This window comes from Stenotrophomonas maltophilia group sp. RNC7 (assembly GCF_030910085.1).
Classification (GTDB): domain Bacteria; phylum Pseudomonadota; class Gammaproteobacteria; order Xanthomonadales; family Xanthomonadaceae; genus Stenotrophomonas; species Stenotrophomonas sepilia.
Genome location: NZ_JAVFVN010000193.1, coordinates 38,297 through 59,425 on the forward strand (window position 1 = coordinate 38,297; position 21,129 = coordinate 59,425).

At 66.4% G+C, this 21,129-nt stretch carries 18 protein-coding genes; 5 read left to right on the forward strand and 13 right to left on the reverse strand.

All coding sequences use genetic code 11. From position 1 onward, the window contains the following. Nucleotides 1-192 precede the first annotated feature (192 nt). The 3 genes from hchA to RCF13_RS02635 all read left to right on the forward strand — a co-directional run bounded on the left by hchA (nt 193) and on the right by RCF13_RS02635 (nt 2,872). Entirely contained in the window at nt 193-1,065 is an 873-nt protein-coding gene (gene hchA, locus RCF13_RS02625; protein ID WP_134968057.1) for a glyoxalase III HchA, read from the forward strand. A 4-nt stretch (nt 1,066-1,069) separates the two neighbouring features. Beyond that, nucleotides 1,070-1,774, forward strand: coding sequence for a PA1136 family autoinducer-binding transcriptional regulator (locus RCF13_RS02630; RefSeq protein ID WP_231352669.1), 705 nt, complete (start codon nt 1,070-1,072; stop codon nt 1,772-1,774). A 240-nt stretch (nt 1,775-2,014) separates the two neighbouring features. Then, nucleotides 2,015-2,872 (forward strand): endonuclease/exonuclease/phosphatase family protein, encoded by an 858-nt coding sequence (locus tag RCF13_RS02635; RefSeq protein WP_061477948.1) that lies wholly within the window; start codon nt 2,015-2,017, stop codon nt 2,870-2,872. A gap of 19 nt (nt 2,873-2,891) precedes the next feature. Here the strand turns inward: RCF13_RS02635 and RCF13_RS02640 are convergent, their stop codons facing one another. Beyond that, the gene (locus RCF13_RS02640; RefSeq protein ID WP_032959134.1) at nt 2,892-3,155 is read right to left on the reverse strand and encodes a hypothetical protein; all 264 of its coding nucleotides are present in this window, start codon (nt 3,153-3,155) and stop codon (nt 2,892-2,894) included. Nucleotides 3,156-3,297: 142 nt separating this feature from the next. Between RCF13_RS02640 and RCF13_RS02645 the strand changes: the two genes are divergently transcribed. Next, nucleotides 3,298-3,675 (forward strand): VOC family protein, encoded by a 378-nt coding sequence (locus RCF13_RS02645; RefSeq protein WP_134968058.1) that lies wholly within the window; start codon nt 3,298-3,300, stop codon nt 3,673-3,675. Nucleotides 3,676-3,717: 42 nt separating this feature from the next. Here RCF13_RS02645 and RCF13_RS02650 read toward each other — a convergent pair whose 3' ends face one another. The 6 genes from RCF13_RS02650 to RCF13_RS02675 all read right to left on the reverse strand — a co-directional run bounded on the left by RCF13_RS02650 (nt 3,718) and on the right by RCF13_RS02675 (nt 11,541). Then, entirely contained in the window at nt 3,718-5,139 is a 1,422-nt protein-coding gene (locus RCF13_RS02650) for an efflux transporter outer membrane subunit (RefSeq protein WP_134968059.1), read from the reverse strand. Beyond that, nucleotides 5,133-5,870 (reverse strand): SDR family oxidoreductase, encoded by a 738-nt coding sequence (locus tag RCF13_RS02655; protein WP_049470334.1) that lies wholly within the window; start codon nt 5,868-5,870, stop codon nt 5,133-5,135. Before RCF13_RS02655 ends, RCF13_RS02650 begins: the two co-directional genes overlap by 7 nt. Nucleotides 5,871-5,933: 63 nt before the next feature. Then, nucleotides 5,934-9,104, reverse strand: a complete 3,171-nt coding sequence (locus RCF13_RS02660) for a multidrug efflux RND transporter permease subunit (protein WP_111201968.1) — start codon at nt 9,102-9,104, stop codon at nt 5,934-5,936. 127 nt (nt 9,105-9,231) lie between these two features. Beyond that, a complete protein-coding gene (locus RCF13_RS02665; protein ID WP_049414417.1) occupies nt 9,232-10,455 on the reverse strand; it encodes an efflux RND transporter periplasmic adaptor subunit in 1,224 nt (407 codons plus the stop codon). Nucleotides 10,456-10,546: 91 nt separating this feature from the next. Beyond that, the gene (locus RCF13_RS02670; RefSeq protein ID WP_053499154.1) at nt 10,547-11,317 is read right to left on the reverse strand and encodes an SDR family NAD(P)-dependent oxidoreductase; all 771 of its coding nucleotides are present in this window, start codon (nt 11,315-11,317) and stop codon (nt 10,547-10,549) included. Then, nucleotides 11,314-11,541, reverse strand: coding sequence for a hypothetical protein (locus RCF13_RS02675; protein WP_049414419.1), 228 nt, complete (start codon nt 11,539-11,541; stop codon nt 11,314-11,316). The genes RCF13_RS02670 and RCF13_RS02675 overlap by 4 nt, the downstream gene beginning before the upstream one ends. A gap of 147 nt (nt 11,542-11,688) precedes the next feature. Here RCF13_RS02675 and RCF13_RS02680 point away from each other — a divergent pair, with 147 nt between their 5' ends. Continuing rightward, on the forward strand, nt 11,689-12,720 hold the full coding sequence (locus RCF13_RS02680; RefSeq protein ID WP_061477953.1) for a LysR family transcriptional regulator: 1,032 nt from the start codon (nt 11,689-11,691) through the stop codon (nt 12,718-12,720). A 256-nt stretch (nt 12,721-12,976) separates the two neighbouring features. Here RCF13_RS02680 and RCF13_RS02685 read toward each other — a convergent pair whose 3' ends face one another. The 6 genes from RCF13_RS02685 to RCF13_RS02710 all read right to left on the reverse strand — a co-directional run bounded on the left by RCF13_RS02685 (nt 12,977) and on the right by RCF13_RS02710 (nt 20,982). Next, nucleotides 12,977-13,672 carry an OmpA family protein gene (locus RCF13_RS02685; protein ID WP_014646784.1) on the reverse strand — a complete coding sequence of 232 codons (696 nt, stop codon included), beginning with the start codon at nt 13,670-13,672 and terminating at the stop codon, nt 12,977-12,979. 139 nt (nt 13,673-13,811) lie between these two features. Next, nucleotides 13,812-15,227 carry a deoxyribodipyrimidine photo-lyase gene (locus RCF13_RS02690; RefSeq protein WP_134969272.1) on the reverse strand — a complete coding sequence of 472 codons (1,416 nt, stop codon included), beginning with the start codon at nt 15,225-15,227 and terminating at the stop codon, nt 13,812-13,814. A gap of 89 nt (nt 15,228-15,316) precedes the next feature. After that, nucleotides 15,317-15,931, reverse strand: a complete 615-nt coding sequence (locus RCF13_RS02695) for an inorganic diphosphatase (protein ID WP_134969271.1) — start codon at nt 15,929-15,931, stop codon at nt 15,317-15,319. 10 nt (nt 15,932-15,941) lie between these two features. Continuing rightward, entirely contained in the window at nt 15,942-17,291 is a 1,350-nt protein-coding gene (locus RCF13_RS02700) for a metallophosphoesterase family protein (RefSeq protein WP_229298558.1), read from the reverse strand. Nucleotides 17,292-17,305: 14 nt separating this feature from the next. After that, nucleotides 17,306-18,421 carry a phytase gene (locus RCF13_RS02705; protein WP_231352668.1) on the reverse strand — a complete coding sequence of 372 codons (1,116 nt, stop codon included), beginning with the start codon at nt 18,419-18,421 and terminating at the stop codon, nt 17,306-17,308. Next, complete coding sequence (locus RCF13_RS02710) at nt 18,421-20,982, reverse strand: TonB-dependent receptor (RefSeq protein ID WP_231352667.1); 2,562 nt, start codon at nt 20,980-20,982, stop codon at nt 18,421-18,423. The genes RCF13_RS02705 and RCF13_RS02710 overlap by 1 nt, the downstream gene beginning before the upstream one ends. Between the last annotated feature and the right edge of the window lie 147 nt (nt 20,983-21,129).

Here is a 21,129-nt window from a genome sequence, read left to right on the forward strand (position 1 = left end):
TTCCTTTGCTTGCTGTGTGGTTATGCCGGGATTATCCCGGCACTGGCTAGATAGCACGACATAATCCCACTGTCCAACCGGCCGGGTGGCGCGCTGCAGCATCCGGGTTGCGGCCGATTGAGGGGAATCCCTCATCGCGCCTGCGCACGCAGCCTCCTATGCTGGGCTCACTTTCCCCCAACGGAGGTCTGCATGAACACGCAAGAGCCCAGCCGCCAGCCCAGCCCCGATCCGGCCGAGCGCGATGCCTTCTTCCCGTCGCCGTATTCGCTGTCGCAGTTCACCTCGCCCAAGAGCGACCTGTCCGGCGCCGACTATCCGGATGCGCGCCGCGATGGCCGCTGGAAGGTGCTGATGATCGCCGCCGACGAGCGCTATCTGCCGACCGCCAATGGCCACCTGTTCTCCACCGGCAACCATCCGGTGGAAACCCTGCTGCCGATGTACCACCTGGACAAGGCCGGCTTCGACATCGACGTGGCGACACTGTCCGGCAACGCCGTCAAGTTCGAATGGTGGGCCTTTCCACACGAGGACCGCGAGATCGGCGCCCTGTACGAACGCTACCAGGCACGCTTCCGCCAGCCGTTGCAGCTGGACCAGGTGGTGGCCGGCCTGGGCGCCGATTCGGACTACGCCGCCGTCTTCATTCCCGGTGGGCACGGCGCGTTGATCGGCCTGCCGGAGAGCGCGGCGGTGAAGGCCGCGCTGCAATGGGCCATGGCCGAGCAGCGCCACATCATCACCCTCTGCCATGGCCCGGCGGCGCTGCTGGCGGCGGGCGTCGACGAAGCCGCGGGTGCCTCGCTGTTCCGTGGCTACCGCATCTGTGCCTTCCCCGACGCAATGGACCGGCAGACACCGGAGATCGGCTACATGCCGGGGCAGCTGCGTTGGTTCTTCGGCGAACGACTGGCCCAGCAGGGCGTGCAGATCGTCAATGAGGGCATCGATGGCAGCGTGCTGCAGGATCGCCTGCTGCTGACCGGCGACAGTCCGCTGGCCGGCAATGCGTTGGGCAAGCTGGCCGCACGTACGCTGCTCGATGCGCTGGCGGGGCGCTGAGCCAATGCCTGCGCTGGTGCCCGCGCTGCTGGAACTGGAACAGGCGCGGACATTGCCTGCGGTGGGCGGCGTGCTGCGCGCCGCCGCCTCGCCCTTGGGCTACGACCGCCTGTTGGTGTTTGCCACCGGAACCGGGCTGGAGCGCGACGCACAACGTGTTTACTGGATTGAAGGTGACTGGTTTGGCGACGGCAGCGGTAGCGGACTCGCCCGCTACCTGCACGCCTGTCCGGTCAACCGCCATGTGCTGGAAAGCAATGCGCCGTTCTTCTGGAGCAAGCGCCACGGCGTGCGTGGCGAGCGCTACCAGGTGGTGAAGCAGCCTCGCGGCGATGGCCTGCATGGGTTGCAGGTGCCGGTGTTCGGCCCGACCGGTCTGGAGGGTGCGGTCAGTTTCGCCGGCACCTCGATTGATGCGTCCGCCAGCGCGCGCCTGCTGCTTGAAATGGTCGGCACGTCAGTCTTCCGCGCGGCGCGGCGGCTTGCCGAAGCGCCGGCCGACATCCGCGCGGGCGCGCTGAGCGCACGCGAACGCGAGGTGCTGCGCTGGGTCGCCGCTGGACGGCGCCAAGCGGAGATAGCGGCCACGCTGGGGCTGTCTGCGCGCACCGTTGAGAACCACCTGCGGCGAGCACGGCAACGACTTGGCGTGGCCACCACCGCTCAGGCAGTGCGCGCGGCAGGCCGCCGTGGCGAGATTGAAGACTGATCAGGATCGAGGCACTTCCTGCTGCCTGATCAGCGTGCTGCATACGCGCTGTGCATCTGCGCGATTGCAGAAGGCAGGCGACGGGATGAGCTACGACCCGTGATCGCCGGTGCGCGGTCCACCGCGTGGGACGTTCATCGCCCGCCCGGCATCCGCGAGCCACCCATCCCTGCATAACGCTGTCCGCGCATTCGTGGCATGCTCCATGAAACCGTTTTCATGGAATGGAGGGATTCCACGATGTTGTCGCGTTTCCGTCGCCCCGCGCTGTCTGCGCTGCTGGCGCTTGCCCTGCCTCTGACCAGCGCCTGGGCCGCAGCCCCTGCGCCGTTGAAGGTGATGTCGTTCAATGTGCGCACCCCGGCCGATACCGAGCCCGGCAAGCGCTGGCCCGATCGTCGCGATGCGATGGTGAAGGTCATCCTTGATGCGCACCCGGCGGTGATCGGTACCCAGGAGCTGGTGCAGGAGCAGGCCGATTACCTCGCCCAGCACCTGCCCGGCTACCGCTGGTTCGGCGAGGGCCGCCGCGGCGGCAGCGGCGACGAGCACATGGGCGTGTTCTACGACAGCAAGGTGCTGGCGATCGAGGAATCAGGCAACTTCTGGCTGTCTGATACGCCCGATGTGCCCGGCAGCATCACCTGGGGCAACCTGTATCCACGCATGGTCACCTGGGCGCTGTTCCGCCGCATCGATGACGGCCGCCGCTTCTATTTCATGGATACCCACCTGCCCTACCGCGACGAGGACGAACCACGCCGGGTGAAAGGTGCCGAGCTGATCGGCAGGCGCGTGGCCGGCCTGCCGGCCGATCTGCCGGTGGTGCTGACCGGTGACTTCAACAGCGAACCCGGCGGCGACACCTACAAGGCATTCACCCGCGTACTGCACGACACCCGTACCCAGGTGAAGACACCGCAGGGCCCGCGACTGACCTTCCACGATTTCACTGGCAAGGCCACCGCGCAGCTGGACTGGGTGCTGGTGCGCGGTTTCCACGCGCGCAGCTTCCTGACCGATGACCGCCGCATCGATGGCGTGCTGCCATCGGATCATTTCCCGCTGGTGGTCGAACTGGACTGGCCGCAGCACTGACCCCGCACGGCAGCCGCAGCTACGGCGGCGGCTGCCGCGACAGCAGGCGATACAGGGCCTGATGCTGATCGCGCGCCTGGCAGATGCGGGCCCCTATCGCCAGGAACACCGCCACGCCGATCAGGCCCAGTCCCAGCATCGAATCCTGCAGGCGCAGGAAACCGACCGCTGCGGCCATCGTCGCCAGCACCAGCAGCACCACGACTGCCACTGACAGCCCCGCACCCGGTGGACCCGGATCGCCGAACAACATCCGTTGGGTATCCCGCCTTCCGTCCGCCATCACCTGTCCTCCCGAGTGCCTGACCCACTAGTTACACGGCGGGCCCGCAATCCGGCAGAGTCAGAAACGTCACCAAGGTGAAGACGTACGCGAAATGCACCGCGCTACCCTGCCGCGTACCCCTCGAACTGCGGAGCAGCACATGGCACACCAGAGCCGGCTGGCTGGATTCATCATCGACTGCCAGGACCTTCCCGCCGACGAAGGCGCCCGTTTCTGGGCCGCCACGCTCGGCCTGCAGGCACAGGCGGCGCGTGCCGAAGGGGGCGCCGAGTATGCCGACCTGCTGGGCGCACCGGCGGGCCTGGACGTTGAAGTCCAGCGGGTCGATCACCCGTCACGGGTGCATCTGGACATCGAGAGCGACGACATCGATGCCGAGGCCGACCGCCTGGAGAAGCTCGGCGCGCGACGGATAGGCTTCGTCAAGCGCTGGTGGGTGATGGAAGCACCGACCGGCCATCGCTTCTGTATCGTGCGCATGCGCGAGCGCGAGGTGCCGGCCAATCAGTGGCCCTGAAAGAGCAAAGGGACGGAAGCCACGGCCTCCGTCCCCCTGAAGTCACTGCACCTGCGCCACGCTCGGTAGCTGCGGTGATTGCCCCCAGCCGCCCAGCGCCTTGTACACGCCCACCACGCTGACGTTGACCTCGGACTCGGCCGCCGCCAACGCATCATCGGCTGCCAGCTGCGTGCGCTGCGCATCCAGCAGGGTCAGGAAGTCCTCCGAGCCCTCGCGATAGCGGATCTGCGCCAGCGATTCGGCACGCCGTGCCGCCTGCGCCTGCTCGACCACGATCGCCAATCGTGCCTGCTGCTTGGAATAGCGGGTCAGCGCGTTCTCGGTGTCTTCCAGGGCCAGCAGTACCGCCTGCTCATACTGCGCGGCCACGCCTTCGGCTTCAGCCTTGCTGGCACGCAGGCGTGCACGCACGGTGCCGAAGTCGAATGCCGCCCAGCTCAGCGACGGGGTCAGCGACCAGGCCTTGTTGCTGCCATTGACCAGGCCGCTGGCATCGCCACCGAGGAACCCGACGAAGCCGGACAGCGACAACCGCGGGAACAGGTCCGCCGTGGCCACGCCCACGCGTGCGGTCGCAGCCGCCAGGCGACGCTCGGCCACGCGCACGTCGGCACGCTGGCGCAGCAGTTCGCGGGTATCGCCCAGCGGAAGTGCCTTGGCGAAGGCCGGTACGTCGTGCGGCGCGAGCATGTCAGTCAGCACTTCCGGGCGCTGGCCGAGCAGCACGGCCAGCCGGTTGCGCGACTGCGCCTCGGCCACTTCCAGCAACGGGATGTCAGCCTCGATCGCCTTCAGGCGGGCACGGCTGCTCTGCACATCCAGCTCGCTGCCTGCGCCCAGCTCCCAGCGCGCCTCGGTCAGCCTCTGCGTATCGCGCAGGTTTTCCAGCGTGTGCTGGGCCACCGCGATGCGCTTCTGCGTACCACGCAACTCGAAGTAATTGCGTGCCACTTCAGCGGCGACCAGGACCTGCGCATCGGCCAGGTTGGCCTGCTCGGCACCGAGGTCGGCGCGCGCGGCTTCAGCAGCACGGCGCTTGCGGCCGAACAGATCCAGCTCCCAGCCGGCGTCGAAGCCGAGCTGGTAGCTTTCACTGAACACCCGCTGCCCACCCAGCTGCGGATCGGGTTGCTTGCGGCGGTCGTAGCTGCCGCCAGCGGTGACGTGCGGAGCCTGGTCGAGGCGGCTTTCCACGAACACCGCGCGGGCCTGGCTGACGCGGGCCACGGCCACGCGAAGGTCCAGGTTGTCCGACAGTGCGCCGTGCACCAGCTGTTCCAGCACCGGATCATCGAACTGCGCCCACCAGCTGGCGACCGGCGAAGCGGTACTGAACACCGGCTGCTGTGCACCCTGCAGGACCACCGGTTCCTGCACCGGGGCCTTGTAGTTCGGGCCGACGCTGACACAGCCCGCCAGCACCAGGCTGGAGACGGCCATCGCCAACGTGCGGATCACCATGGCAGCACCTCGCCCAGGTAGGTGAAGCTGCCGCTGGCACCGGACTCACCGATCAGCGCCATTTCCACGCTGGAGCGTGCACCTTCGCTGATCTCGATTTCGCCGTTGCCACCGTTCATGTCGGTCTTCACGTAACCCGGATGCACGGTGTTGACCTTGATCGGGGTATTGCGCAGTTCGTAGGCCAGGCTCAGGGTCCAGCTGTTCACTGCGGCCTTGGACGCGTTGTAGGCCGGAATCTTGAAGTCGTAGATGCCCGACGAGGGATCCGCGTGCAGGGTCTGCGAGCCGAGCATGCTGGACACATTGACGATGCGTCCGGACTTGGACTGCTTGACCAGCGGCAGGAATGCCTGGGTTACCGCGACCAGCGCATAGACGTTGGTGTCGAAGGTGCGCTTCCAGGTGTCCAGCGACTGCTCCGACGGCGCCTGCGCCGGGTTCTCGATCATGATGCCGGCATTGTTGACCAGGATGTCGAGGCGACCGTGGCGCTGGCGCACCTGCTCGACCGCTTCGGCGATGCTGGCCGCGTCGGTCACGTCCAGCTGCAGGGCTTCGACCGGCAGGCCTTCAGCCTGCAGCTTCAGTGCCAGCTCCACCGCGGTATCGCGCTTGCGACCGGCCAGCAGCGTGTGCACGCCGGCCTCTGCCAGCTGGCGCACGGTTTCCAGGCCGATGCCACGGGTAGCGCCGGTCACCAGCGCGATCTTGTTCTGATGGGTGTTCATGGATGCATGCCTTGTCTGTGGGGAGAGTGGCCGCCGGCCAACGACCGGCGGCGGAGTTCCGTATCAGTGGTGGATGGTCGGTTCGCCGTGCTGCACCAGCTGGCCACCACCGTTGCGGGTGACGAACTTGCGCAGGGCCACGTAGAACACGGGGGTGAGGAACAGGCCGAACAGCGTCACACCCAGCATGCCAGCAAACACGGTGATGCCGGTCACCGAGCGCACTTCGGCGCCTGCACCGTGAGACAGCACCAGCGGCACCGTGCCGGCGATGAAGGCGATGGAGGTCATCACGATCGGGCGCAGGCGCAGGCGGCAGGCTTCCAGCGCGGCTTCAACGATGCCCTTGCCGCCCATCTCCAGCTCTCTGGCGAATTCGACGATCAGGATCGCGTTCTTGCACGCCAGGCCCATCAGCACCACCAGGCCGACCTGCACGAACACGTTGTTGTCACCTCCGGTCAGCCACACGCCGAACAGCGCGGACAGCAGGGTCATCGGCACGATCAGGATCACCGCCAGCGGCAGCGACCAGCTCTCGTACAGCGCGGCCAGCACCAGGAAGGCCAGCATGATCGCCACCGGGAACACGATGAAGGCGGCCTTGCCCTGGGTTGCCTGCTGGTAGCTCAGGTCGGTCCATTCGGTGGTCATGCCCACCGGCAGCACCTTGCCGGCGATCTCGGTCAGCTTGGTCATCGCTTCGGCCGAGGACAGCAGGCGCGGGTCGGCTTCACCGGCCAGGTCCGCTGCCGGATAGCCGTTGAAGCGCAGCACCGGGTCCGGGCCGAAGGTCTGCTTGATGGTGACCATCGAACCGATCGGCACCATCTCGCCGCGGTCGTTGCGGGTACGCAGCTTGCCGATGTCCTCGACCGTCTCGCGGTACGGACCATCTGCCTGGGCGATCACCTGCCAGGTGCGGCCGAACTGGTTGAAGTCGTTGACGTAGGCCGAACCCAGGTAGGTCTGCAACGTGTCGAACAGCTCGGTGAGCTGCACGCCCTGTGCCTTGGCCTTGACGCGGTCGACCTCGGCATCGAGCTGCGGCACGTTGGCCTGGTAGCTGGAAATCGGGAAGGCCATGCCCGGCGTCTGCGCGACGGTGCCCTGCATGGCCTGAACCGCATTCTGCAGCGCGCCGTAACCCAGATTGCCACGGTCCTCGATGAACATCTGGTAGCCATTGCCATTGCCCAGGCCGAGGATCGGCGGCGGCATCATCGCGAACGCGAAGCCTTCCTGCAGGCCGGCGATCTTCTGGTTGATCTCGGCATTGATCTGCGCGGCGGTGCGGCCATGGCGCTCGGCGAACGGCTTGAGCGGAATGAACGCCACACCGGTGTTCGGCGTATTGGTGAACTGCAGCGCGTTCAGACCGGGGAACGAGATGGTGTGAGCGACGCCATCGGTTTCCTGGGCGATCTTGGCGACCTTGCGCAGCATTTCATCGGTGCGTGCGATCGACGAGCCTTCCGGCAGCTTCACACCGGCGATCAGGTACAGCTTGTCCTGGGTCGGAATGAAGCCCGGCGGTACCAGCTTGAAGATCACGCCGGTACCGACCAGCAGGATCGCGTAGACCACGAACACCGCACCGCGGCGGCCGAGGATGCGGGCCACGCCACGCTCGTACTTCTCCGAGCTGGACTTGAAGAAGCGGTTGAACGGACGGAACACCCAGCCGAACAGGCGGTCGATCAGGCGGCTCGGGCCGTCCTTCGGAGCGCCATGGGCCTTCAGCAGGCGCGCGGCCAGGGCTGGCGACAGGGTCAACGAATTGATCGCCGAGATCACCGTGGAAATGGCGATGGTGACCGCGAACTGCTTGTAGAACTGTCCGGTGACACCGGACAGGAAGGCCATCGGCACGAACACGGCACACAGCACCAGCGCGATCGCCACGATCGGGCCGGATACTTCACGCATGGCCTGGTGTGCAGCCGCAGTAGGCGACAGGCCTTCCTCGATGTTGCGTTCAACGTTCTCCACCACCACGATCGCGTCGTCGACCACGATGCCGATCGCCAGCACCAGGCCGAACAGGCTCAGCGTATTGATCGAGAAGCCCAGCAGGTACAGCGCGGCGAACGTACCCACCACCGACACCGGCACCGCGATCAACGGAATGATCGACGCACGCCAGGTCTGCAGGAACAGGATCACGACCAGCACCACCAGGGCGATCGCTTCCAGCAGCGTGGAGACCACGGCCTTGATCGAGTCGCGCACGAAGATGGTGGTGTCATACACCGCTTCGTACTTCACATCGGCCGGCATGGTCTTCTGCATCTCGTCCATCGTCGAGATGACCTGGTCGCGGATTTCCAGCGCGTTGGCACCCGGCGACTGGAAGATACCGATACCCACCGCGTTCTTGCCGTCCAGCTGCGAGCGCAGGGTATAGTCGCCCGCACCCAGTTCCAGGCGGGCCACGTCGGCCAGGCGCACGATCTCGCCATCGGTGCCGCTCTTGAGCACGATGTCGCCGAATTCCTTTTCGGTCTTCAGACGGCCCTGGGCATTGATCAGGGTCAGGAACTTGCTGTCCGGCAGCGGTTCGGCGCCGAGCTGGCCGGCCGAAACCTGCACGTTCTGCTCGCGCATGGCACGCACCACGTCGCTGGCGGTCAGGCCGCGCGAGGCCACCTTGTCCGGGTCCAGCCAGGCACGCATGGCGTAGTCGCCGCCACCGAAGATCTGCGCGTCACCCACGCCCGGAATACGCGCCAGCGCATCCTTGACGTGCAGGCGCGCGTAGTTGCGCAGGTACAGGGTGTCGTACTTGCCTTGCGGCGAGGTCAGGTGCACCACCATCAGGAAGGTCGGCGACTGCTTCTGCGTGGTCACGCCCTGCCGGCGCACGTCCTCGGGCAGGCGCGCCTGCGCCTGCGCCACGCGGTTCTGCACCTTCACCGCCGCTGCGTCCGGGTCCGTGCCCGGGCGGAAGGTGACGGTCATCTGCAGCACGCCGTCCGAGCCGGCCACCGACTTCAGGTACATCATGCCTTCGACGCCGTTGATCGCCTCTTCAAGCGGCGTGGCGACGGTCTCGGCAATGACCTTGGGGTTGGCGCCCGGATACACCGTGCGTACGACCACCGACGGCGGCACCACTTCGGGGTACTCACTGATCGGCAGGATTGGAATCGTGATCAGGCCTGCGGCGAAGATCACGATCGACAGCACCGCCGCGAAGATCGGCCTGTCGATGAAGAAGCGGGAAAAGTCCATGGAGGAATTCCTGGGAAAGGCATTCGGCGGGCAACAGCCACCCCGCCCCTCGCCGGGATGACGAAGGCAGGGAAGGCTGCCGCTGGCGCCGGCAGCTAAGCGGAAACGCGGATCAGGAGACGGCGGATCAGTGCTTCAGGGCAGCGGTGGCATCGCGGCCCGGTGCCGGCGCCGGCTGTGGCTGCATCGCCACCGCCTTGGCCTGCACCGGCATGCCCGGCATGAAGACCTTCTGCACGCCATCGATGATCACCTTGTCACCGGCGGCCAGGCCGTGCTCGACGATACGCAGGCCGTCGGCGGTGCGGCCGAGCTGGATGTCACGGCGCTGGGCCTTGCCATCCTTGTCGACCACGTACACGTACTTGCGGTCCTGGTCGGTCAGCACGGCCTTGTCGTCGATCAGCAGCGCCTGGAACTGGCCGCTGCCAAGCAGCTGCACGCGGGCGAACAAGCCCGGCGTGAACTGGCGATCGGCGTTGTCCAGCAGCGCACGGACGCGGATGGTCCCGGTACTGCGGGCGACCTGGTTGTCGAGGAAGTCGACCTTGCCCGTGTGCGGGTAGCCTTCTTCACCGGACAGGCCGACCTTCACCGGCAGCGCGCTGTCACGCTCGCTCGGGCGCTCGCCCTTGCGTGCCATCTGGGCGTAGCGCAGGAAGGTGCTTTCGTCGGCATCGAAGTAGACGAACACCGTGTCCAGCGAGACCAGCGTGGTCAGCACGCTGGCGCTGTCGCCGGCGGTGACCAGGTTGCCGGCGGTGACCATCGCGCGGCCGGCACGGCCGTCGATCGGTGCCCGCACCTTGGTGAACTCAAGATTGAGGCGGGCTGCATCCAATGCTGCCTGCGCGGCCTGCACGGCGGCGCCGGACTGGTCGGCAGCCGCACGGCGCTGCTCGGCGGTCTCGGTGGAGATCGCCTGCTGCTCGGACAGCCGCTTGGCGCGCTCGGACTCGCTGCGGGCCAGCGTGGCCTGGGTACGGGCGCGGGCCAGTTCGGCGGCTGCCCGATCGTACTCGGCCTGGTAACTGCGCGCGTCGATGGTGAAGAGCACTTCGCCCTTCTTCACTTCCTGGCCTTCGACGTAGTTGACCTTGTCGATGTAGCCGGACACGCGCGGACGCAGTTCAACGCTCTGCACCGCTTCGACGCGGCCACTGAACTCGTCCCACTGGCTGACCTGCTTGACCAGCACCGGCGCGGCGCTGACCTGCGGCGGCGGCGGTGCACCGCCTTCTTCGGCATGGCCGCCGCTGCAGGCTGCAAGCACGGCCGCGGCGAGGATCGACACGCCGGCCATCGCAATGCGATGGCCGAAACGATGTGGGGTGGTATTGGGGGAAGTCATGGCATGCATCCGTACGGAGGGGTGGTACAGCGATATGAGAACGTGTTGCAAAAATCGGCGGCGAATACTGCGACCTCAACCATGGTCGAGGTCAAGCGATGCCTGCGGTGTCGCGCCACAGCGGAGGAACTTCCAGGTGCAGCAGGCCACGCGGCAATTCGGCATCGCTGCTGTCGCAGCGGACGATGGCGCGGTTGTCGCGGCACCCATCAAGCAGGGAGACCACACGACGACCGACCAGCAGCGAGCTGGGCCACTCGATGCAGGCATTGGCCGCGTTGGCCGGGGTACAGACGGGGCTGCAGACTTCCAGCATCTGCGCGCGCACGCCCAGCGCCTGTGCTTCCTGGTGCACCACCTGCGCGTACATGCGCAGCGCGGCAGTGGTGATCGAGGTCTCGCCGTAGCCCGCCCATGGCTTGGCGTTGGCCGGGCTGCCGATCATCACGTAGCGGCGCGCATGCACGTTGTCCTGCAGCAGCGGCAGCAGGTGGCGCACGGCGTGCACGTGCGGCATCAGGTCGGCCTGCATCGCGCCCAGCAGCTCATCGCCGTTGCGGTCGATCACCCGGCCGCGACGGTAGGGGCCACCCATGGCCGCGATCACGGCGGCCAACGGACGCGGGCGCTGCGCGATGCGTTCGGCCAGCGCGCGTGCCGAGCCGTCATCGCTGAGCGAACCCAGCAGCGTCTCCAGTCCGGGCTCATCCGCGAACTGCTCATGCAGCGCGGCCAGCCGGCCCGGATCGCGGCCCACCACCAGCACCGGGCTGCCGGCTTCCAGCAACGCGCCGACCACGCCCTGGCCGACGGCACCGGTACCACCAAGGACCAGGACTTCGGGCGTCAGTATCCCATTCACGGGACATTTCCTCCCAAATCCGGGATAGTCCCGATTCGACGCAGGCGGTCGCCCTTGTGTGGGACCAGGCGGATGGCACCGCCACGCTGCTGACGCATGGGCGCGGTAAACTCACGAAAGTCCTTGTGTACCAAGGAACTCGGACGGGCTTCGACGGTCATCGCCAGGTCCAGGGTGTTCTGGCCGGCGTTCCGGAGTCGGGCAAGAATGTTGCGCAGGCTCATGGCGGACGGGCTCCAATTAACGAATGGCGCCACGATAGACCTCAAACCTTTACTTGATTAGTCCTGATTAAGGGGAATAATCATCCCGCACCCGGTCCAATCATTCTGTCACGATTGTCCCATCCCCGACGTCCAGGACCCCCGACCATGTCGCACGATCTCAACGAGACGCTGATCTTCGTCAAAGTGGTCGAGCAAGGCAGCTTCATTGCCGCTGCCAAATCGCTCGGCCTGCCCAAGACCACGGTCAGCCGCAAAGTGCAGGAGCTGGAAACGCGCCTGGGCGCGCGCCTGCTGCACCGGACCACGCGCCGCCTCGGCCTGACCGAAGCCGGTTCGATCTATCACGAGCACTGCCAGCGCATCGCGCGCGAGCTGGAAGAAGCCGAGAGCGCGGTGAGCCAGCTGCAGTCCGGCCCGCGCGGCTGGCTGCGCTTCACTGTGCCCTACTCGATCGGCATCACCTGGATTGCGCCGCTGCTGGGCCAGTTCCATGCGCAGTATCCAGAGATCCGCCTGGACATGCACATGGGCAACGAGAAGCTGGACCTGATCGCCGGTGAAGCGGACCTGGCGCTGCGCGTGGGTGCCCTGCCCGATTCCAATCTGGTCGCGCGCAAGCTGGGCAGCCTGCGCACGCAGGTGTTCGCCAGTCCGGCCTACATTGAGCGCTATGGCGAACCGCTGCATCCAGAAGAGCTGCAGTTCCATCGCATCCTGGCGATGCGCAAGCCGTACCATACCGGCAACTCGCCGCGCTTCACCTGGCAGCTGGGCGAGAACGGGGGCGAACTGCGCGACTTCCCGGTCACCCCGCTGATGACCGCCAACGACATGTCTGCGTTGAATGGTGCATTGGTCTGTGGCGAAGGCCTGCTGCTGACCGGTGATGTGATGGCCAAGCCGTTCGTCGAATCGGGCATGGTGCGCCGCGTGCTGGCCGGCTGGACCGGCCCGGAAGTGGACTTCAATGCCGTATTCGCCGGCGGCCGCCTGGTCTCGCCGAAGGTGCGTGCGTTTGTCGACTTCCTGGTCGAGAAGCTCAACTTCGATGCCAACTACATGCTGGCGCAGTGCCCCGGCGCGAAGCTGGCGCAGCAGCAGAAGGCACAGGAAGATGCCGCGCTGGAGAACAGTGGCAAGCGGATACTGGAGAAGGTGGCCGCTTCGGCGGCATGACCGGCTCTACATACGCAATCGGTGTGCCGAGCAGGCTCGGCACCTACAAAAATGCCGCCTGCAAGGGCGGCATTTTCGTTCCGGCTGTGTGGCTTTCGGTAGATGCCGACCTTGGCCGGCGCCGTTCGGAGAAGCCGCGACCGGGAACGCTATCGGTGTGCCGAGCAACGCTCGGCACCCACAAAAATGCCGCCTGCAAGGGCGGCATTTTCGCTCCGGCCGATGGCCGGACCGGCTCAAGCAGTAACGCTACGCGTTATTGCTTGAGCGGAATCACGCGAATCTCGACGCGGCGGTTCTTGGCACGGCCGGCGTCGGTGCTGTTGTCGGCAATCGGGTACGACTTGCCGGCGCCCAGCGTTTCGATACGCACGCTCTGCACGCCCTGGCCGATCAGGTACTGCGCGACCGAGTCGGCGCGTTCCTTCGACAGGCGGTTGTTGACCGCGTCGCTGCCGATGCTGTCGGTGTGGCCAACCACCTCGATCATGGTCTGGTTGTACTCACGCAGCGTACCGGCCACGCCATTGAGCGAGCCATAGAACTGCGGCTTCAGGGTCGCCTTGCCGAAGTCAAAGGTAATGCCGTCCGGGAGGTTCAGCATGATGTTGTCGCCCTGGCGCTGCACATCGATGCCGGTGTTGGCGGTGCGCTCGCGCAGTGCGCGTTCCTGGCGATCCTGGTACTGGCCGACGGCGGCACCGCTGAGTGCGCCGATACCGGCACCTATCAGCGCGTGCTGGCGCCGCTCGGTAGCACTGTCGCCGGTCAGCAGGCCGGCCGCCACGCCGATGGCGGTACCGATCAGCGCGTTGCGGCCGGTCCGGTTCTGCTGTTCGGTCGGGTTGCCGTACTGGTCACTCTGCACATAGGAGCCGCCGGTGGCGCAGGCCGACAGGACGGCCGCACTCATCAGGGCCAGTGCGACGTTGCGGGTGGTGTTGCGGATCATGAGGTTCTCCTTGGTTTCCGGTCGGCCGGCGGCTTGCGGGCGCAGAGAGGATAAACAGCCGAATGCGATGTCGGGATGATGATCCGGTGCGCCGACAGGGCCGCGTTCAGCTAACTGACCGGATCGCTCGGGTCACCCTTTACCCCGCCCCCGACTGGCGGTATGCCGCCAGCGCAGCATCGCGGCCCTCTGCCAGGTCCACCATCGGCGTGCGTGGGTAGTCAGGCGCGTGTGCGGCCAGGAGCAGAGGATGCTGCCACGGCGCAAACCGCGCCTTCACCGGCAGCGCCGCCAGCTCGGGCACCCAGCGGCTGATGTAGCGGGCCTGCGGATCGAACTTCTCGGCCTGGGTGACCGGGTTGAACACCCGGAAGTACGGCGCGGCATCGGCGCCGGTCCCGGCCACCCATTGCCAGCCCATCGTGTTGTTGGCCAGATCGGCATCGACCAGGGTGTCCCAGAACCAGCGCGCGCCATGCAGCCAGTGCGCGCGAAGGTGCTTGCACAGGTAACTGGCCACGATCATCCGAACCCGGTTATGCATGTAGCCGGTGTGCCACAGCTCGCGCAGTCCGGCATCAACGATCGGCACGCCGGTGTTGCCGCGCTGCCAGTCGTGCAGTTGCGCTGCAGTCGGCGCCGCCCAGGGGAAGCGGTCAAAACGCGGATTGAGGTTGTCCGTGGGCGTCTTCGGAAAGTGATGCAACAGGTGGTAGGCGAAATCACGCCAGCCCAGTTGCCGCAGATAGCCGTCGATGTCGGCATCGGTGCCGGCACTGCGCAGTCTTTCCAGCGCATGCGCGATGCGCCACGGTGCGATCTCACCGAAATGCAGGTGCGGCGACATCCGCGAGGTGCCCACGCGATCGGGCAGGTCTCGCTGCTCGCGGTAACCGCGCAAGGCGCCGTCCTCGAACACCGACAGCGTCTCCAGCGCACCGGCTTCGCCCGGCTGCCAGTGCTCCCAGAAGCCGGTATCCCAATCCAGCGTCGGTGCAAGCTGGAGATCATCAAGTGCAAGGCCGTCGACCGCGTGTGTCGCCAGTGCTTCCGGTGCGGCCTGCAGCGCCGGCAGGCGCCAATGACTGAGCACGTTGCGCCAGTACGGCGTGAACACCTTGTACGGCTGTCCCTGCTGGGTGGCGATGTCCCAGGGCTCGAACAACAGGCTGCCATTGCAGCTCTGCGCGTCGACGCCCTGCTCGCGCAGCGTGCGCTTGATGGTGGCGTCGCGAGGCTGGGTGGCCGGCTCGTACTTGCGGTTCCAGTACACCGCCTCGGCGCCGGTCTGCTCGATCAGCAACTGCAGGGCCGGCAGGCTGTCACCACTGCGCAGCACCAGCGACGAGCCGCGCGTACGCAGGTCGGCATCCAAGGCACCCAGTGAACGGTGGCGCCACGCATCGGAGGCGGCACCCGGCGTCCACTCCCCCTCTTCGTGCGGCGCGTGGATGTAGACCGGCACCACATGGTGACCGGCGTCCAGCGCGGCATGCAGGGCCGGATTGTCCTGCAGCCGCAGATCACGGCGGAACCATACCAACGCTACCGACACAGGCACTGCCTTCGTTGTGGAAGGCGCACATGATAGCCAGCGGTGGTGAAGGAGATGCGCGCGCCCGGCCATCCAGGCATGGCGTGGGTCTACTGCTTGAATCGCTCCATCGCTTCACTGATCAGCCCGCGCGCCTCGGCGGCGTTGCCCCAACCGTTGAGCTGCACCGGGTTGCGCCCGGCCGGCAGGTCCTTGTAGACCCGGAAGAACGCTTCGATGCGCTGTCTTTCGATCTCCGGCAGATCGGCCAGGTCGCGGATGTTGGCGTAGGTCGGGTCAACCTTGTCGGTCGGCACGCCGATGATCTTCTCGTCGTGCTCGCCGCCGTCGATCATCTTCAGGTAGCCGATCGGCCGGAAGCGTACGATCACGCCCGGATGCAGGGGTTCACGGGTCAGCACCAGCGCGTCCAGCGGATCGTTGTCGCCAGCCAACGTGCGCGGCATCGAACCGTAGTTGGCCGGATAGGCGACCGGCATCGACTGGAAGCGGTCCACATGCACCAGGCCGTCTTCCTTGATCTCGTACTTGGTGAAGCTGCCGGCCGGAATCTCCACCGCCAGATTCACTTCCTGCGGGGCTTCCCTTGGTTGGGCCACCAGGAACGGATGCAGCACGGTATCGGAAGCGGTCACCGCACTGGTCAGCAACAGCAGAGCGGCGCCAATGGCAGCGAGAGGAAGGATGCGACGGGGCGTGGTCATCGGCGTGTCCTCATTCCCAGCAGCGATCGGCGCGACCCTTGGCGGTCTGCGCACGCGGGCAGTCGCGCGGTGCGATGCGGCCTTCGGTCAGCTCCATGCGCTGTTTTCCCCCCTTGGCATCGCGGCGCAGTTCGAAGGCATCGTAGAGACGGCCGGTCACGGTGCGTGCTTCATAGCGCAGGCGCTGCGGGTCGATGTTCAACACCTGGAACAACTGGGTGTCTTCGGCCACCGGATCCATCGTCTTTCGTGCCTCGTCGGAGAGACGGTACTGCTTCGGCCCCGCCACGGTCACCACGTACTGCGGCGTTGCGGCCTGCCCCTCGCCACGGCGGCCATAGGTGTGGTCGTGGCCCTGCAGCACCAGATCGACGTTGTGGCGGCGTACCACCGGCAACAGCGCGTCACGCAACGCGGCGTTCTCGCGCCCTTCGCGCGGCGAGTAGAACGGCTGGTGCAGCAACACGATGGTCCACGGCTGCGGATTGCCGGTCAGCACCTTGTCCAGCCATTGTGCCTGTGCCTTGGCCGTGCCGAGGTCGAGTGCCGAAGTGCCATCGACCACGGCCACGCGCACGCCCTGCGCATCGAACCAGTAGCTGGTCTGCTGCGCGGCGCTGGCGCCATTGCCCGGCAGCGCAAACGTCACCGGCCAATGCTTGCCCAGCACGCGGCGTTCCTGCGGGGTGTCCTCGAACTCCTCGAAATACTCGTGGTTGCCGATGGCCGGGGCCACCAGGGTTTCCTGCGCCAGCCAGCTGGTCGCAGCAAACCACTCGCCCCACTCACTGTCATCCATGTTGTCGCCGCCGCTGACCAGGTCGCCGGCAAACAGGCTCATGCGCGCCTGCGGTGCGGCCTTCTGCGCGGCGCGCACTACCCGGCTGACATGGCTGACGTTCTTGTTCTGGGTATCACCGAAGTACAGCAGGGTCAGCGGCTGGTCGGCCGCGGCCAGTGTGCGCAACTGGTTCCAGGCGCTCCAGCTGCCGTTGCCCTGCACGCGGTAGACGTACTGGGTATCCGGCTGCAGGCCGCTGATGTCGGCGCGATGATGATGCGACAGACCATTCTCGGTCTGTAGCGAACGGGTCGTTGCGCGCACCTGGCGGATGCCCTCGATGGCCGGCGAATCTCCGGCGAGGGCAATCTCCAGCAGCGGTGCCTGCACGCTGCCGTCGGTACGCCAGGCGACAGCGAATCCATGGCTGGGATCGACCGCCGGCGAGGCGACGATGCGGTCAGGTACCGTCGTTGCTGCGTAGTGGCGGCTGCCCGCCGGCACCTGGGTATTCGGTTCGGCCGCTGCGAACGACAGCGACGGCAGCGCCAGCAGCAAGCTCAGCGCCAGCGTACGCATCACGCAGTGCCCGCTCATGCGCCACACTCCAGCGGCAGCGCCAACTGCTTGGCGATGCTCTCCCAGTCGAACGCAACCACGCCCTGGTCGTCGTGCACGGCATACAGCGCACCGTGCGGGAAGCGCACGCTGGCTTGCTGCATCATCCAGATGCCATCGGTGTTGGCCACGGTATTGCCCTGGAACGCACCGACCGGCTTCAGCGTATGCCGGTCGAACAGGTGGAACACGCTGCGCTGCTTGCCCTGTTCGGTAGTGATCCACCAGCCGTCCTTGCCACAGGTGCGCAGGGTCACGCCTTCGGCCTGGGCCTTGAACACGTCGCGACCGAAGGTGGTACCGGTGAAGCGACCTGACAGGGTGTAGACCTTGAACTCGCTGGCGTAGCTCTCGTCCTCTTCGGCGATCAGCAGGCGGTCGTTCTCGGGATCGCCCCAGATCGACTCGACCACGCGCAGCGCTCCCGCCTCGGTGGTATCGCCGATGCTGGCCACCCGCTTCGCGTCGACCTTCTCACCATTGCGGGTCACGTGATACTGGCGCACGCGCTTGTCCAGCTCGGCCAGCGGCGGCAGGATGTCACGCCCCTGTGCATCCTCGCCGTTGTCCCAGGAGTCGGTGACGTAGACGCTGTAGCCATCGGCACGACGGTCGACCCACAGTCCGTAAGGCTTGCGCAGGTCGTCCGCAGCGAACGTCGCCAACGGCGTGAAGTCCGGCAGGCGCAGTACCTGCACGCGGTGATTGTCGCGCTCCACGATCCACAGCAGGTCGTCGATCACCGCGATACCGTTTGGGCGGTCGAACTGCCCCGGTGCGGTGCCGCTGCTGCCGACGTCACGCAGGTGCTGTCCGGTGCTGCCGTCGTAGACCACCAGCTTGTCGGTAGCCTTGGCGGTGGCGATCAGCCACAGTGCGCCGTCCGGTGCGCGCCAGGCCGCCGGCGAGTCGATGTTGTCAGCCGGGGTCATCGGCGAAAGGAAGGCCTCGGCGATGGTGGTCACCACGCGCTCGCCCCCGGCGGCCGGCGCGGCCGCTCCCGCAACCGGATCGCTGCCGGTGGCCGGCGTGCAGCCGGCGACCAGCGTAGCTGCCAGCGCGGCGGCCAGGACGGTGACGCCACGCCCCATCACAGCGCCACCTTCAGGCCCAGCGCATAGGTGCGGCCGTACTCTTCCATCTGCAGGGTGCGCGAACGGGTGCCCTGGTACAGCTCCAACGGCTTGTCCAGCAGGTTCTGCGCTTCGAAGTAGACGCTCACGCGCGGGGTGAACCTGTAGTCAAGCGAGAAATCGAGCTGGGTATTCGGCGCAACGTAGATATCGAACGCGCGGCCCTTGCCGATGCTGTCCAGGTACTCGCTGCGGTACACGGCCGCCAGGCGCGTGCTCAAGCCGTACTTCTCATAGCCGATGTGCGCGCTGTAGACGTGCTTGGAGGCGCGTGGCAGGGTGAAGTCCTCGCCCGCACGGTCCTTGATGCCGGCATCGAACTTCGTATCCAGCCAGGTGCCACTGGCGCCGACCAGCAGGCCATCCAGGCCGTCCGGCAGGAAGGCCAGCTGCTGCTGCCAGTTGAACTCCGCACCACGCACGGTGGCCTTGCGTCCATTGATCGGCTGCGTCACATCGAATCCACCGTAGGCCGGATCATTGGTGCGCACGGTTTCGACAATGTAGCCATCGATCGACTTGTGGAACAGCCCCAGCGAAACGATGCCGCTGCTGCCGATGTACTTCTCCACCGACAGGTCGATGTTCTTCGACTCGTACGGATCCAGTTCCGGGTTGCCCAGGCGTACTTCCTCGTCACCGCGGCTGTAACCCACGCGCGGCGAGACGTCGCCGAAGGACGGGCGCGATACGGTCTTGTTGGCCGAGGCGCGCAGCACCCAGTCATCAGCCGCGTCATAGCGCAGGTGCAGGCCCGGCAGCACGGTGGTGTAGCTGCTGTTGGCCACGCGCGGGGTGACGGTGAAGCTGCGGCCGTTGGCGGCCACGTCCACCTGGTTGCCGATCGCCTTGAAGCGGGTGTTCTCCACGCGCACGCCGCCGATGATGCGCAGCGCACCCACGTCCCAGGTACCCATGGCGTAGCTGGCGAAGATGTCCTCGCTGGCCACGTAATCCTCTTCCAGGGACGTCATCGCATTGCCGCCGACGTCCTGCGGGCGGGCGCTGTACTGGCTGCCATTGGCCGCCCAGAAGGCACGCATCGCAGCCGAATCCATGCCGTCGCCGAAGTTGCCGTGGCGATGTTCGGGCGAGGAGGTGGTCCAGCCCGCCAGCGCCACCTTCGGGCCGACGCGCAGTTCGCGCTCGTCCACATTGACGTCGCGGTCGCGCCAGCGGCCCAGCAGGCCGAATTTGATGCTGCTGCTGTCGCCGTCGAAGCGCACGTTGACCTGCGCGCTGTGCTCCTTGTCGTTCACCTGCTTGGGCGAAAGCACGAAGCGGTCGAACGCGTAGTTGCTGTTGTCCAGCCACTGCGGATTGTCGAAGCTGTAGCTGGGCAGGCGGCTGCTCTGGTCCAGGCTGCCGTTGAACGCCTTGCCGTTGAGCTTGAAACGCGCCTCCATCTCGTCGTTCACGCGCTCTTCGGTACGGGTGTAGCCGATCCGGTAATCGACCACGGCGTTGGTCAACTTGTTCTCGCCGCCCAGGCTGGCCGCGAAGGTGTTTTCCTTCTTGGTGCGGTAGCGCATGCGCTTGTCGATCGAATCCTTCGGCATGCCATCCAGGCGGTACTGGTCGGTGCCGGTCTTGACCATCTTCGCGTCGTCGAAGTTGAAGATCACGCGCTGGCGGGTCTCCGCATCGTCGAACTGGCTGTACAGCGTGCGCAGGTAGTACCGGCTGTCTTCGTCCGGCCGCCAGTCGAGGTTGAGGTTGGCGCCGATGCGCTTGCGCTCGATCTCGTACTTGCGGTGCTGCAGGTTGATCGCGGTCACGTCACCGGGGGCGGCATCGTCCTCGCCGTCGTACTCCACTTCGGTGTTGTCCGACTCGAACCTGCGCTTCTGGTAGTTCACGCCCAGCGCCACGCCGAAGGTGTCGTTGAACACTTCGCTGTAGTTGAAGGCCGCCTTCGGGCTGGTCTCGCCGGACAGCTGCTGGTGACTGCCCTCGATCTTGCCACGCAGGCTGCGACCGTCGCGGTCGAAGGCCGAGGCCGATTCCACCAGCACGGCACCACCGATGGCATCACCGGGCATGTCCGGGGTCGGCGACTTCACCACGCGCAGGCGTTCGGTGGAATCGGACGGGATCACGTCCAGCGGCGCGGCACGGCTGGAATCCTCCGGCGTGCCCACGGCGATGCCATCCACGCTGACGCTGTTGAGATTGGCATCCAGGCCACGGATCACCACGAAGCGGCCCTCGCCCTGGTCGCGGGTGACGCTGATGCCCGGCAGCCGCTGCAGCGACTCGGCCACGTTCTTGTCCGGGTACTGGCCCAGCGCATCGGAGGACACCGCGTCTTCGATGGCGTCGCTGCTGCGCTTGAGGTCGACCGCGCGGATCTGCGATTCGAGCTGGGCGCGCACCTCGATACGGTCAAGGTCGACCGCGTCGGCCGCCACGGCGCCGGTGGCGGCTACCGCCTGCTGCCCGGCGGCCTGCAGCGGTGCCGCAGCCCCCATTGCCAGGGTCAGGGCGATGGCAACGGCCAACGGAGTCTTGTTATGCACTGGGAATCCCCATTCCTGTTAAGAATGGGTCTGCACGGTATGTCCGCAAGATTGCATGGCCGTGACATGCGTCTGCACATTTCATGTACGCCGGCCCCGGGCCCGGTTTGGGCTTCGCCGCGCCAATCCGGCAAAATGGCGGCCTCT

What these genes read in the sequence shown, in the direction of transcription:
- hchA (WP_134968057.1), top strand. Translation starts at nt 193, where the DNA reads ATGAACACGCAAGAGCCCAGCCGCCAGCCCAGCCCCGATCCGGCCGAG.
- RCF13_RS02685 (WP_014646784.1), bottom strand. Translation starts at nt 13,672, where the DNA reads ATGATCCGCAACACCACCCGCAACGTCGCACTGGCCCTGATGAGTGCG.
- RCF13_RS02705 (WP_231352668.1), bottom strand. Translation starts at nt 18,421, where the DNA reads ATGGGGCGTGGCGTCACCGTCCTGGCCGCCGCGCTGGCAGCTACGCTG.
- RCF13_RS02665 (WP_049414417.1), bottom strand. Translation starts at nt 10,455, where the DNA reads ATGACTTCCCCCAATACCACCCCACATCGTTTCGGCCATCGCATTGCG.
- RCF13_RS02675 (WP_049414419.1), bottom strand. Translation starts at nt 11,541, where the DNA reads ATGAGCCTGCGCAACATTCTTGCCCGACTCCGGAACGCCGGCCAGAAC.
- RCF13_RS02700 (WP_229298558.1), bottom strand. Translation starts at nt 17,291, where the DNA reads ATGCGTACGCTGGCGCTGAGCTTGCTGCTGGCGCTGCCGTCGCTGTCG.
- RCF13_RS02660 (WP_111201968.1), bottom strand. Translation starts at nt 9,104, where the DNA reads ATGGACTTTTCCCGCTTCTTCATCGACAGGCCGATCTTCGCGGCGGTG.
- RCF13_RS02695 (WP_134969271.1), bottom strand. Translation starts at nt 15,931, where the DNA reads ATGACCACGCCCCGTCGCATCCTTCCTCTCGCTGCCATTGGCGCCGCT.
- RCF13_RS02630 (WP_231352669.1), top strand. Translation starts at nt 1,070, where the DNA reads ATGCCTGCGCTGGTGCCCGCGCTGCTGGAACTGGAACAGGCGCGGACA.
- RCF13_RS02650 (WP_134968059.1), bottom strand. Translation starts at nt 5,139, where the DNA reads ATGGTGATCCGCACGTTGGCGATGGCCGTCTCCAGCCTGGTGCTGGCG.
- RCF13_RS02635 (WP_061477948.1), top strand. Translation starts at nt 2,015, where the DNA reads ATGTTGTCGCGTTTCCGTCGCCCCGCGCTGTCTGCGCTGCTGGCGCTT.
- RCF13_RS02645 (WP_134968058.1), top strand. Translation starts at nt 3,298, where the DNA reads ATGGCACACCAGAGCCGGCTGGCTGGATTCATCATCGACTGCCAGGAC.
- RCF13_RS02680 (WP_061477953.1), top strand. Translation starts at nt 11,689, where the DNA reads ATGTCGCACGATCTCAACGAGACGCTGATCTTCGTCAAAGTGGTCGAG.
- RCF13_RS02655 (WP_049470334.1), bottom strand. Translation starts at nt 5,870, where the DNA reads ATGAACACCCATCAGAACAAGATCGCGCTGGTGACCGGCGCTACCCGT.
- RCF13_RS02640 (WP_032959134.1), bottom strand. Translation starts at nt 3,155, where the DNA reads ATGGCGGACGGAAGGCGGGATACCCAACGGATGTTGTTCGGCGATCCG.